The organism is Mesorhizobium sp. WSM4898, assembly GCF_029625845.1.
Lineage (GTDB): Bacteria > Pseudomonadota > Alphaproteobacteria > Rhizobiales > Rhizobiaceae > Mesorhizobium.
This window is the reverse complement of record NZ_JARTVQ010000007.1, coordinates 151,016-164,786: the sequence shown is the minus strand read 5'-3', so window position 1 is coordinate 164,786 and position 13,771 is coordinate 151,016. Positions and strand designations below refer to the sequence as shown.

The 13,771-nt window shown below is 59.3% G+C and carries 6 protein-coding genes and 3 pseudogenes; 8 read left to right on the top strand and 1 reads right to left on the bottom strand.

Features of this window, described 5'->3' with window-relative positions; translation table 11 throughout:
- Window positions 1-645: 645 nt before the first annotated feature.
- The 7 genes and pseudogenes from P9228_RS24645 to P9228_RS24615 all read left to right on the top strand — a co-directional run bounded on the left by P9228_RS24645 (window position 646) and on the right by P9228_RS24615 (window position 10,798).
- Window positions 646-1,104 (top strand): response regulator transcription factor, encoded by a 459-nt coding sequence (locus tag P9228_RS24645; protein ID WP_224570033.1) that lies wholly within the window; start codon window positions 646-648, stop codon window positions 1,102-1,104.
- 244 nt (window positions 1,105-1,348) lie between these two features.
- Window positions 1,349-1,781, top strand: a pseudogene (locus P9228_RS24640) (helix-turn-helix domain-containing protein); the annotation flags it as partial.
- 619 nt (window positions 1,782-2,400) lie between these two features.
- Window positions 2,401-3,060 (top strand): response regulator transcription factor, encoded by a 660-nt coding sequence (locus tag P9228_RS24635; protein ID WP_024505389.1) that lies wholly within the window; start codon window positions 2,401-2,403, stop codon window positions 3,058-3,060.
- The gene (locus tag P9228_RS24630; RefSeq protein WP_063169275.1) at window positions 3,057-4,385 is read left to right on the top strand and encodes a HAMP domain-containing sensor histidine kinase; all 1,329 of its coding nucleotides are present in this window, start codon (window positions 3,057-3,059) and stop codon (window positions 4,383-4,385) included. The genes P9228_RS24635 and P9228_RS24630 overlap by 4 nt, the downstream gene beginning before the upstream one ends.
- Window positions 4,386-6,335: 1,950 nt before the next feature.
- Window positions 6,336-7,640, top strand: a pseudogene (locus tag P9228_RS24625) (pitrilysin family protein); the annotation flags it as partial.
- Between the two features lie 9 nt (window positions 7,641-7,649).
- Entirely contained in the window at window positions 7,650-8,915 is a 1,266-nt protein-coding gene (locus P9228_RS24620; protein ID WP_128311092.1) for a pitrilysin family protein, read from the top strand.
- Between the two features lie 415 nt (window positions 8,916-9,330).
- Window positions 9,331-10,798, top strand: a pseudogene (locus P9228_RS24615) (NAD-dependent succinate-semialdehyde dehydrogenase).
- Window positions 10,799-11,582: 784 nt separating this feature from the next.
- Here the strand turns inward: P9228_RS24615 and P9228_RS24610 are convergent.
- On the bottom strand, window positions 11,583-12,098 hold the full coding sequence (locus P9228_RS24610; protein WP_224570032.1) for a DUF2285 domain-containing protein: 516 nt from the start codon (window positions 12,096-12,098) through the stop codon (window positions 11,583-11,585).
- Window positions 12,099-12,891: 793 nt separating this feature from the next.
- Here P9228_RS24610 and P9228_RS24605 point away from each other — a divergent pair.
- Complete coding sequence (locus P9228_RS24605; protein WP_256748481.1) at window positions 12,892-13,347, top strand: transposase; 456 nt, start codon at window positions 12,892-12,894, stop codon at window positions 13,345-13,347.
- Window positions 13,348-13,771 lie beyond the last annotated feature (424 nt).

Genomic DNA, 13,771 nt, shown 5'->3' with positions numbered 1-13,771 from the left:
GCATCGAGCCGGCGACAGAGCTGTTCAGCCATTAGCCTGGGGTAAGAACAACAGATCGGCTCACAAAGCCTGTGTCACGGACCTGAAAAGTGGTGTCGCGGAACCGTCGTTTTTTGCATGATGGCTAAGCCGAGAGATCCACTGCACCGACGAGAGACTCAGCGACGTTAGATATCCGATCAGTACGCCGCGGCTCCGCCGGTGACGATCACCCCGGGTGTCAAGGCCAGGGCGTAAACCTGCCATAATCTGTGGTAGTGCGCCCGCGACCAATCCGTTCGACAAAGCTCGGCGCATGGTCGAGCCAATCATATTCTTCCATGTGGCTGTTGCCTGAAAAACCGAAGACGCCGTTCGCTGGTCCAGCTCCAGACCTCGGCCTGCGTCGGTCATTAGAACCGGCGCGCCTGTTTCCCAAATCAATTTGCTGATGCAGCCGCCGGGGGTCACATTGAGCAAAAGTGCCGAGTTCAGGACGGGTTTCATAGGGGCTCTTCGTTTGGCTTTGTTAACGACCCCTTTCTTGCAAGTTGTAGCTGACAGCAGCCTGAAAGCTCCCCAAATAATTCGCTGCCGCCGGTTCAGCCTATTGTCAGCTTCGACCAATAAGATGGGAGCCTTGCCCTCATACCGGAGCTCGGCAGCATGATGCGAATACTGCTCACTGAAGACGATAAGGACCTTGGAAGTGCTATGCACGATCATTTGGTGGCTGGTGGCCACGCGGTCGACTGGGCCAAGAACCTGTCCGAAGCGCGCGATTATGCAGCTGTGGTCGGCTACGACCTTATTTTGCTCGACGTTCACCTGCCGGACGGCAATGGGATCGACTATCTGCGGGAGCTGATCAAGGAACTTGAATCGGCACCGGTCATCATTCTGACAGCCTGCGATCGGATTTCGCATCGCATCGAGGGCTTCAACGCTGGAGCCGACGACTATTTGGTCAAGCCGTTCGATCTGGGGGAACTCTCAGCGCGTATCCATGCAGTGGCACGTCGCCATGGGCATTTTCCGGAGCCGCAATTTTCGGTTGGGACGCTTTCCATACAGGCAGCCGAGCGACGCCTCTTCCGCGACGGGCAGGAGGTCTACCTGACTTGACGCGGATGGGCGGTGCTCGACTACCGTCTGCCCCAGCCCTGCACGGTCGTTTCAAAAGGGAAGATCGTGGACGCGCTTTTCGGCAGACGGCGCTGATTCATACTCTAAAAGAAAATTCGGCTTCCAGTTGCCTTGGCCATGACTTTCCTTCCCGAGAGATGGGTGACAGTTCATTCCGGATAGATGGGTTACACTTTCGGCCCTTTGCAAGGAGAGCAAGGTGCCTTGGAAGGAGTGTAACGTCATGGAAGAGCGGCTGAAGTTCGTCGCCCGGCTGCTGGACGCGAGAAGATGGCGGTGCTTTGCCGGGAGTTCGATATCTCGCGCAAGACCGGCTACAAGATCCTCACGCGCTACAACGACAGCGGCCTGGAGGGCTGACGGACCGATCGCGGCGGCCCTATCGCCACGCCAATCAGCTTCCGTTTCAAATCGAGAAGCTGATTGTGCGCCTCAAGCAAGACAAGCCGACATGGGGTGCGCCGAAGATACGCGAGCGGCTGGCCCGGCTGTATCCGGATGTGCACCGGCCCGCGATCTCGGCCGTGCATGCCGTGCTCGACCGCCACGGCATGGTCGAGCGCCGCAAGCGCAGGCGCAACAGGGCGACGGGGACACCACTTTCAAACGGCTGTCGCCCTAACGATCTTTGGTGTGCCGACTACAAGGGCGAGTTCGGCAGAGAACACGGCCGGGACAGGGGATCACAAACACTTGACCGTTCCAGACCCTGGCAGTGGCGCATCGATTGACCGTTGGCTCTGTTCGTGGGCACCGAAAATAGGGCCTTCTTGGTCCTCGGCAGAGAATATGGCCCGGACGGGGGATAACAAACACTTGACCGTTCCAGACTCTGGCAGTGGCGCATCGATTGACCGTCGACTCTGTTCGCGAGCGCCGAAAATACGGACGACCCCTATGGTCAAAGTGCACTTCTGACCTGCTAGGCACTGTTCGATAACTGGAGGCACCCGCTACGGTGCCCTCGTATTTAAGACACCTGTCAGTTTCAAGCCTGGACATTGACGCGTGGCGCGGCTGCCATTCGTTGACCGCCACGTCGAATTGCCCGCCAACCAGTGTACAGCCGCCGGTGGTCACATTGAGCAAAAGTGCCGAGATCAGGAGGGGTTTCATAAGGCCTCTTCGTTTGGCTTTGTTAACGACCCCTTTCTTGCAATTGTAGCTGACAGCAGCCTGAAAGCCCCCAGATATTCGCTGGCGCCGGTTCAGCCTACTGTCAGCTTCGATCAATAAGGCAGGAGCCTTGCCCTCATACCGGAGCTCGGCAGCCTGATGCGAATACTGCTCATTGAAGACGACGACGACCTTAGAAGTGCTGTGCACGATCATTTGGTGGCTGGTGGCCACGCGGTCGACTGGGCCGAGGGCCTGTCCGGAGCGCGCGGTCATGCAGCTGTGGCCGGCTACGACGTTATTTTGCTCGACGTTCACCTGCCGGACGGCAATGGCATCGACTATCTGCGGGAGCTGATCAAGGGGCTTGATACAACGCCGGTCATCATTCTGACAGCCCGCGATCGGATTTCGCATCGCATCGAGGGGCTCAACGCTGGCGCCGACGACTATTTGGTCAAGCCGTTCGATCTGGGGGAACTCTCGGCACGCATCCGTGCAGTGGCACGTCGCCAAGGGCATTTTCCGGAGCCGCAATTTTCGGTTGGGACGCTTTCCATACAGGCAGCCGAGCGACGCCTCTTCCGCGACGGGCAGGAGGTCCACCTGTCTGGACGCGAATGGGCGGTGCTCGACTGCCTTCTACGCCGGCCCGGTTCGGTCGTTTCAAAGGGGAGGATCGAGCACGCGCTTTATTCATTCAATTCGGAGTTCGAGAGCAACACAGTGGAGGTTTATGTCAGCCGGCTCCGCAAGAAGATCGGCGGGGATAGAATAGCAACCGTGCGTGGCTCCGGATACAGGCTCGTGGTCACATGACGAACTCGAACAGCATGACGAGAAAGCTGATATCGTGGTTAGGCGGGGCAACGCTCCTGGTTTGGATCGCCGCCCCAACCATTGCTGCGTTCATTTTTTGCAATAATGTAAACGAAAGTTCGGATGACTTGCTCCAGGGGAGCGCAGAGTACAGAGAACCAGAGCTGATCAAGGTCTTGAATGGAAAACACGTTGATCAATACAATAACCACTTGCCAACTTATGAAAAGTACTGGACCTATCGTGAGCAGGTTATTAATAAGTACGGGGTAGTGCTTATTTCTGAACCGGAAGAGGGTCAGCAGCCCTTCCCTGATGCTCCCCTGAGTAACGGCTTTTGGCGAAACGCTGATTACCGCGTCTACACAGAGGAGATCCAAGACGGCGTGTATCATCAGTTGGCCGAACCGCTTGATGGCCGCCGTACCACAATCGCGAAGGGCGCACTTTTTGTCTTCCTTCCGACACTCGTGCTCCTGCCCTTTAGCTTAGCTGTTTGGTGGATCGTGATCCGGCGCTCGCTGCGGCCAATCGAGGTACTGCGACAGCAGATCGGATCGCGCGACGGCGGCAATCTGTCACCAATGGACTTGGGCGATTTCCCGGCAGAGTTGGCTCCAATCGCGGCATCCGTCAATCGGCTTCTCGATCGTCTGCGGGCGGCTCTCGAGGCCGAACGCGAGTTCGCCGCAAACAGTGCGCATGAACTGCGCACGCCGATCGCAGGTTCAATCGCTCAGATGCAGAGATTAGTGGCCGAGCTTCCCAATGGGTCGGCCAAAATGCGTGCGCGCGGCATCGAGCAAGCGCTGTCGAGCCTTGGCCGCCTTGTCGAAAAAGTGCTTCAGCTCGCTCAAGCCGAATCGGGGGTTGGCATGGCGGATCACGCGATCGATCTTGTCCGATCGGTTCGGCTGGAAATCGATGACCTGAGGAAAAAGCCGCAATATGCCGGACGCCTGCATCTTAACGTCGACGGCTGCCCCACTTTGATGCGCAAAGTGGATGTCGATGCGTTTGGGATCCTCCTTCGTAACCTGATCGAGAATGCGCTGATACATGGACTGCCCACTGTTCCGACAACAGTTTCCGTCCAAACTGATGGAACCATCGCTATTGCAAACGCCGGACCGGTGGTGCCCCTCCCCGACCTCGAAGGGCTTACAAAGCGATTTAGTCGTGGTGCTACTCCTGCTGCGGGCTCAGGCCTTGGTCTACATATCGCTAACATGGTTATCCAGCGGATCGGTGGCAGTCTAGAGCTTGCGTCGCCCGCCCGCGGTCGCAATGATGGTTTCGAGGCGATCATACGAATTCCTCAATGACACCGGTGAATTCGACGACAGTTGGACACAGGGCGGATTGCTGGCAAGGCTGCTGACAGGGCGAACTGTACGGCAGTATGTATACGGCGTAGAAATCGTACTTCACACAACGCATTTCGGCCGCGGCAATCAATGCCGCTATCATCGTCTGAGCAGTTCGATCGAAGCGACACGACATGATCGGCAAAATCGAAGGCTCCGCCTCACCGCTCGCTCGATTTCGCCCGGGGAGAAAAAAGGCCATCCGAGAAAGTGCAAGCCGCCGCGCAAAGGCGACGTGTCCAATTGTCTGGGTGCCCCTGTGCGCCGGCCCGATCGGGTTGGCGCAGGTCCAGTAAGGACCCGGACCAACCATTCCATTTAGACGACCGGCAGGTTTTAATCGGCGTCCGGATCGCCGTCCCAAAATGCCCCAAGTATACGGCTAGAAAGGCTGCCAACGATCGAGCTTTGGTCGGAGGCGTGCTTGTCAGCGTCTTGGGTGCTTGACCGGCCTTTGCAATGGCCATCGCCATCGCAAGTATCGTGCGTGGCCAGTGAGACCGCAATTTCATCAGCCTGGAGCCGACCGTATCGGTGCTTTTTTATGATTTAGGGATTTTTCGTTTTCCTCTTGGATCATCACGGGTTTGGAGAGGATCTGGTGTTAAGTGCCATTCGGAGCGCCGGCGAACGGCCCGAAATTAATGTGGTCGAGTGATGAAGCCTCCCGAATGCGTTAAACGAGACCCTTTATGGCGGCCCTGGCTGACAACAGTCTGAAAGCTGCAAGCGGCATGCGAAAATGGGGCGATCCTGAATGACGACAGATGCTATCAACATGAAAGAGGCTCGCCCTGAAAGCTGAGCACGCTTTATGCTCAGGCTGCTGACAAGGCCAAAGCAGCGTAAGTGCGTAGTGAAATCCAAGGTCCACATGGGTCGTCGCGCGTCCCATGCGCCTGGGAAGGCGCCGGCCCGGCCAAGCTTTCCCAGCTCGTCCGCATGATGCTTCGCTGAGCGTCAATGGACGTTGGCGCGAGACCAAGGCGTCGTGCGTTGCAATCCGGACGGTCCAGGGTATCAGGAGTTTCACGGCCTCGGCCCGCTTGGCTGGCCACAGTTGAAGCTCCAACGTACCGGCTGGCACCGGGAAATTGGGCTCTGCGCTGCCTCAACGCTGATGGCACGGTCAATGCTTGCCTACCGATGGGGCCGCCCATGCCGTGATGCTGTCGGTCGACGTTCGCAAACCAGACCCTCGCGAGACCCAGCGAAGGGGCTCGCCGGTACGACGAGGGACCTTACCTCTTTATGCGCGGCATCATTATCGAGGATGACATGTTGCCTTACACGTCGTCCCTCGCGCTCGGGTCTTTGTGGGGCGGATGAAGTCCTGATCGCGGTGGCACTGCTGCATGTTTGCGTAAGACCCATCCAGTCACGATCGCGCTGTCCTTCGATGTCGCGGTGCTGATAGGCGGGCAGATCGGTGTGCGCGGCGCCCGCCAAAGGATCGTCGTCACGCCGGAGGAGGCGAGCGTCATAGCCGGCGCGCCGGCGAAAGGCGCTTTCTGTCGGATGCCCGACAATGTCGGATATCGCAAGTATCAAGGTTGGATCAAACCTTGCGAATCGGGGCTTTCTTACTTGGCACGGGGCATGCTCAGGTATCCGCAAACACCCAATGGATAACGAGCAGACTTCCCATGGCCTCACCATGCCGAAAGTTTCCCGGACGCATCCAAAGATGAGGCTCGCGTCAGGCCCAGCAACACGCTGACGGCTCATGTGGCTCGGCGTCGCGTGCCGATCCACTTTCTCCCAATAGGCGTTCGGGAGACATAGATCCTTCAAAATGAGGAACAGATCACTTTGCCAGGAACGCAGCCCATAACCCCACTCTCCCTACCAGAACTACCAAGCAAGCCCCGCACTCATGGGCTTCGCAGGACGTCCGTTGCGTCCGAGTTGGTCGGCGCGGGGCCGGCTCCGATCCCCGTCGCATGGGAGGACGGCAAGGCGAGGGATTTCGTGCTCGACAACGGCATGGAGGTGGTCGTCATTCCCAACCACCGGGCGCCGATCGTCACCCACATGGTGTGGTACAAGATCGGCAGCGCCGACGAGCCGCCGGGCAAATCCGGCATCGCCCATTTCTTCGAGCATCTGATGTTCAAGGCGACGACCAACCATGCGGGCGGCGAATTCGACCGCGCAGTGTTCGAGATCGGCGGCTCCAACAACGCCTTCACCTCCTCCGACTACACCGCCTTCTATCAGACAGTGGCGCCGTCGGCGCTCGAGCTGATGATGAGCTTCGAGGCCGACCGAATGCGAAACCTCATCCTGACCGACGATGTCGTCAAGACCGAGCGCGATGTGGTCATCGAGGAGCGCCGCTCAAGCACCGACACCAACCCGCAGGACGTTCTCCATGAGGAGATCGACGCGACGCTGTGGCAGAACCACCCCTATCGCATCCCGATCATCGGCTGGATGCAGGAGATCGAGCAGCTGAACCGCGTCGACGCCACCGTCTTCTATGAAAAGTACTACTGGCCCAACAACTCCGTGCTGATCGTGGCCGGCGATGTCGAACCGGACACGGTGCGGGCGCTGGCCGAAAAGACCTATGGCAAGGTGGCGCGCGGACCTGACCTGCCGCCGCGCATCCGGCCGGTTGAGCCCGAGCAGAACACCAGGCGCACCGTCACGCTCTCAGACGCCCGCGTCAGCGTGCCCAGTTTTTCGACGCAGTGGGTGGTGCCGTCCTACCACACCGCCAAGCCGGGCGAGGCCGAAGCGCTCGACCTGCTGGCCGAAATTCTCGGCGGCGGTAACCGCGGCCGGCTCTACCAGGCGCTCGCTGTCCAGCAAGGTATCGCTTCCAGCGCCCGCGTCTATTTCCAGGGCACTATGCTCGACGACACCAAGTTCGCCATCTATGGCGCACCGCGCGGCGATGCCAAGCTGGCTGATCTCGAAGCGGCGGCCGCTGCCGAAGTTGCCCGCATTGCCGAGGATGGTGTCAGCAACGAGGAACTAGGCAAGGCCAAGGACCACTATTTGCTCAATATGATCTTTGCGGAAGACAACCTGGACTGGCTCGCCAGCATCTACGGCTCGACGCTGGCCACCGGCGGTACCGTGAAGGATGTCGAGGAACGGCCGAATCGCATCCGCAAGGTTACCCCCGAGCAAATCAAAGCAGTTGCCGCCCGCTATCTCGCGTTCGACCGTTCGACCACGGGCTATCTCTTGCCCAAGACGGAGAATCAAGAGATGACGCTCGGCGCTCGGCCCCATGCTGCGATGAACATCCAGGAGGTGAAGTCCGAAAAGGGCATCATCGCCTGGCTGGTGGAGGACCACACAGTGGAAATCGTCAACATCGGCTTTGCCTTCAAGGGCGGCACCAAGCAGGACCCGGTCGGGAAGGAGGGGATGGCCAAACTGATGGCCGGCCTGTTCATCGAAGGCGCTGGCCATTACGACAGCGGTGCCTTCCAGGTGAAGCTCGACCATGCCGGCGCCGAAATGAGTTTGGACGCGCAAAGCGACGACATCTACGGATCGATGTGCATGCTTTCCAAAAAGCAGGACGCGGCGTTCGGCCTGCTTCGGCTCGCGCTGAACGCGCCGCGCTTCGAGCAGGGGCCGATCGATCGCGTCCGCGCCGAGATTGTCTCCCGCATCGTCGGCAGCGAGCGAGACCCTAACGCCATCGCTCAGCGCAAATGGCTGCGCGCGATCTATGGCGCGCATCCTTGTTCAAGGCTGGGAGAAGGCACAAAAGAGAGCCTGCCCGGCATCACGCCGTCCGACCTCCGCGCCTTCCACCAGGCCATTTTCGCTCGCGACGGGCTCCATATTGCCGTGGTGGGTGACATTGACGCGAACACGTTGAGGGAAAGGCTTGACCAGCTGTTTGGTGATTTGCCTGAGCAACAAACCCTCGTCCCCGTCTACGATGTCGCGCCGAAACTCGGTCAACTGGTGGAGGAGAACTACGACCTGCCGCAGACTTCGCTGACGTTGGCCTGGCCTGGCGTGAAGCCTAGCGCGCCGGATTTCTACGCGGCCGTGCTGCTGAACGACATCCTTGGCGGCTCATACTTGACTTCCCGCCTTTACGAGGAGGTACGTCAAAAACGCGGCCTTGCCTATCACGTCAGCTCTGAACTAACCCTTGACTCGCTTCTGGTTACGACAGAGACACGCTCGGACTGCGCTGCCCAAACACTGAGCATCGTGCGAGATGTGGTAAAGCAGATGGCGCAGCAAGGACCGACCGGGGCCGAGCTCAAGGCGTCGAAGAAGCACCTGATCGGCGCCTATGCCATCGACCAACTGGGCTCGACCCGCTCGATTGCAGACCGGCTCCTGGATTTGCAGATTCACAAGGCCGACGTCGACTACAACCAGCGTCGCGCCCGCAGCATCGGTCGGGTGACGCTCAAACAGGTCAAGGCGGCGGCCAAAAAGCTGCTTTCGGCCGAGCCCGCCATTTTGGTGGTCGGCCCGCCGCTGGGCGGCAAGGATGAGTAAAGAAACTCATCTCACCTTCCTTCTTCATCGGGGCTTCTCGTGGGAAGAGCGAATGTGGAGGCCCGTGGGCCAAGCAGATCATGCAGACGCGCGGAGTCGTTTTCGCCGACCTTGCGCGGCATTGGCGGTCCGGCGGCCTCTCGCCGAAATGGCGCTCCTCAGCATGTATGCCGCCTTTTTGCAGAATTCAGTCGCATGCCACCAGCAGGCATGGTGGATGAAGCAAACATCCGACTGCTTAATCCATCAATTGATGAACCGCGGGCACTCAAACTAACGAAACTGCTGTCTTTTCATCGGGCTAGCGTGGTCTACCAGCTGCTTTGCCGAGGCCCTACGACGAACCCACTGGTGCAGAATACACACTGACGGCCTGTCGACCTGGATGTTCGCTGCGTTGAGGAGGAATCCGGTATTGCCCCTGTGCCTGCCGATGATCCGCCGTCTGAAATCCCCGCACCTGTTTGGAGCCATCGACCGCCTGCCGGCACTCGGCAGACCAGTTGGCAATAAGACGTTCGAGGTCGTCAATCCGTCGACCGGCGAAGTTTTGGCAGAGCTTCCCGATATGGGCGTGGAGGAGACACGTGCTGCGGTAGACAAGGCCTATGTTGCGCAGTCGGGATGGGCCGCGTTGACGGCCCGAGAACGTAGCGACGTTCTTTGGCGATGGCATCAGCTGATCATCGACCATGCAGGCGATCTCGCCGCGATTCTGACTGCGGAAATGGGCAAGCCGCTTGCCGAAGCCATTTCAGAGGTATCGCATGCGGCGGCGTATCTGCAATGGTATGCCGAGGAGGCCAATCGCGTCTATGGCGAGACGATCTCGGCACCCTCGACAGACCGCCGAATGCTAGTGATCAAGCAGCCCATCGGCGTTGTTGGCACGATCACGCCATGGAATTTCCCGGCCTCCATGGTGGCGCGCAAAATCTCGCCGGCCTTGGCTGCGGGCTGCACAATCGTGCTCAAGCCCGCTGAACAGACGCCGCTCGTGGCTGGCGCAATGTTCGCCCTCGCCCATCAGGCCGGCTTTCCCGATGGCGTGGTCAACCTGATCTATGCGTCCGAAGGTGATCGCGTGGGCCGTGAACTCTGCACCAATTCCAAAGATCAGCTTTACCGGTTCGAACGAGGTCGGACGGCTGCTGATGCGTCAGTGCTCTGACCAGATCAAGAAGGTCAGCCTTGAAACCGGCGGCAATGCACCTTTCATCATCTTCGATGATGCCGACATTGACGGTGCTGTTGACGGTGCGGTCCAGGCGAAGTTCCGCAATGCCGGCCAGACCTGCGTTTCCGCGAACCGCATTTACGTCCAATCGAGCGTTCACGATGAGTTCGTCAAGAAATTCGTGGAAAGAATCCGGCACTTGTCGGTTGGCGACGGATTCGATGCCGGAGTGGACATCGGACCGCTCATCGACAAGCATGCTCTGGCCAAGATCGAGTCTCACGTCGCAGATGCCATTGCGAAAGGCGGCACAATACGATGCGGGGGCCAGCGTATCGGCAAGAATGGCACGTTTTTCGAACCCACGGTCCTCACCGAGATTTCCAGCGTCATGGCAGTCGCGCAAGAGGAGACATTCGGGCCGCTCGCGCCGATCATTCGCTTCAACGATGCGGATCAGGTCGTGCGCGAGGCCAATGACACGATATACGGCCTCGCCGCATACTTCTATGCCTCAAACCTGAAGCGGGTCTGGCGTGTGGCAGAGGCTCTGGAATATGGCATGGTTGGCATCAACACGGGACGCATGTCCTCGGAGGCGGCACCGTTTGGCGGGATCAAACAATCCGGCATCGGGCGGGAGGGTTCCCGTCATGGCCTCGAGGACTATCTGGAAATGAAATATCTTTGCATGGGCGGGATTTGAAACCTGCTGCACTGTCTCTCCGCCCCACCGGGGGGCGGCCTGCGGTCAATGCCGCCACCTAATTGGAAGTTCCAAACGCCGTTGACCTGAAACACGGATGCCCGGCAGGAGACTGAGCTCGCTGTCGGGCCGGACATGCCTTGGGAGGGCATAAGTCAGCGCTCCTAGGGCCGATGGGCCACTCAGTTCGTGCGCCTTTTGCCGATTGCGTTGCATGTGCCGTGCCAAGCCAAAAAGCATTGATAAACCGCCGATGGATCAGCTTTTGCCCTGTTGCGCATTCTACATTGTGGGATATGCGACAATGCCCAAGCGGTTGAATCGTCGTGTTGCAGAACCCCAGACGGGTCATGACTGCTATTCTTAGGACAGTGCGCAGCAAGCCGCTACTCGCTGCACTCCAGGCACACCATTTCCATAATCAAGCGGTGGGTGCTATGTTGACCGAGCTGTCGACCAGGGAACGGTGTGAGGCCTCAGATCCCTCCATATTGTTGCACCCGCCGGTCCAACAGGACTGCAGGTCCGGCCTCAAAGGATCTTGGCTGCTATGGCGACATTGCGGTGCACGCCGCTTTCCGACCAATGATGTGCGTCCAGGTCGAGGCCGGCCCTAATGAACCACCGCCTTGGCACCCTCGCCCATCTCATTTCGGCATCGACAAGCTAGACCAGAGCGCACTTGCAAGGCGCCATGCAGTCCTGTCGGCGGGCGAACTGTTGGTGACGGGTACAGCTGCGAGCGAACGTTCATCCACCGACGCACAGCGCGGACTGTCGCTTTTCAAATTAGGAAATCTCTGTAGCCACCATTCATGAGCGCGCGGCCACGCGAGACGGCCCGACGGATGCGGTCGCGCAGATGATCGCGAGGATCCGCCCAGTCGGCATGGACGCGCCGTTGACCGATGAGAACTTCGGCGAGCTCGCGATGAGGTGCTCCGGCGAGCGAACCGTCGAGCGCACGAAGAACGAAGGACAAACGAACGCCGCGCTTTTCCGGCGCAAACAAGCGGGGGGGCAACTGTTGCCCTAGACTGAGAGCATTGAGGCACTCCAGTCCCCTCAGTCGATGCTTTAAAAGCACCGCGGGCCAGATGGCTTGCGTATGCAGGCAAACAGGGTGGAGGATATTCGCGCCCGAGACGGCGAGCTGCAGCGCGTGGTCCGCATTGCGAAGAAGAACATGCTGGCTCTTGTCGGGCGCCAGCAGGACGATTGCACGACAGGGCAATGCCGAGAGTTCGAACGGCGGTGTCGGCGACGAGGCAGGCAACCGTTCCGCAATGACCGGCAGCACATGGACGCACCAGAGCGGACACCAGAATACGACCGAAGCGCGGCCACAAGACTCCGCGAAACAGAACACCCCAGCGTGACAGGTCGCCGGCCGACGCGACCATATCGAGAAAGGATTGGAGAGACCAAGTCTTGCAATGCTGGCGCGCAGCGGTCAGATCGCGCTGGAACGCTGGATTGCGGCGTAAGAACTCCCAAGCCCACTCCCGCAGCGTCAGGCCAGCGGTGTAGTCGTATGATCTTTCATCCCGCCAATCGGCCTGATCCGCGCCAGTCAGGAGATTCATGACTGACATCCCCTGCCCGCGCCTGCGTGCGTCGAAACATTATGCCACTTCGCAAAGCATCGGCGAAGGCAGCAGACGTCGAAGACCCCGTTTCGTTGAAGCGTCAGCCATCGCCACTGTCGGCGACAGAAGATGTGCCCAAATTGCCACCAGACCGTCGAACTGGCACAGCGACGGCCAGCGCGACCTGGAATTGATCCCGTAACGGTCATCGGCTCCTGCGTCGCGATCCAGACGTCCCTTGAAGGCGCAGTAGCGCGGCAGTGGATCGCACGCTGCTTGTCGGCAAGTTGTCGTAGCGGCGGCGCCATAGGCACGGTCATCGGAGGGTCTCCTGCGGCAAGCTTTCGCCATTGGAGGCCAATCTCCCCGCTAGGGCAGCCTGTGCAGTTGCACAGGTGAAGCGGATCAATCAGGGGGAGCCATGGCGGAAACTGGATGATGGCGGCTTGAGGAGAGCGGCGTATCGAGGCGGGTGATGAAGCCTGCCAGTACCTCTCAAGGAGAGTGATACGCCATGAACGAGACTATCAACACATTGTTCGCCTTCGTCAGCCCGACGAAATCGATGATACCCTGACGGATGTACTTCGCAGCGGCGCGCGCAAATTGCTTGCGCATGCGATCGAGATGGAGGCCGAGGCGTATGCCAAGGCGGTCGACTGCCTGACGAAAGATCATATTGCGTCGCTGGCGCTCTACGATTTCCCCGCCCAACACTGGGATCATCTGCGAACGTCCAATCCCATCGAAAGCGTCTTTGCAACCGTTCGCTATCGCACGGTGCGTACCAAGGGCTCGCTATCCTCGAAAACCGCCCAGCTGATGGTCTTCAAGCTGTTGGCCGCGGCCAGGAAGTGGCGACGATTGAAAGGACAAAATCAGTTGCCGAAACTCATCGCAGGTGCCAGGTTCCTGGACGGAATCCAGGTCATCGAAACGAAGCCGCAGAGCGCCGCTTGATCAGCCTCGTCACCCAAATTCCAGCATAGCTCCATCGGAACTGCCAGCCTTCCTTGCCGATCAGGCGCATATCAGCGCTGACGATACCGAGGACGGCGATGGCGGTCACCTCCAGGCCGCCGAGTAACGACCCTCAAAACACCGCACTGGTCGAGGCCAGCCTGAACCGGTATCTTGTGCCTGCCCTCGGGAGTCGCTCTATCCACCATGTGATCGACACCGACATTGCTAACATCACCAAGAAGATCGTCGCCGGGGGTCACCCGCAAGCGGCTAACACGGCCTTCTGGTGTATGCGGGCATTTTTCAACTGGTGTCGCAAACCGCCGCAACGGCTCATCCGCGGTTTCCCCGCGAGGGATTGGAAAATCCGGATCCGGCCCCGATCGTCAAGCGCAAGCGAGTGGTGAACGATGCCGAACTG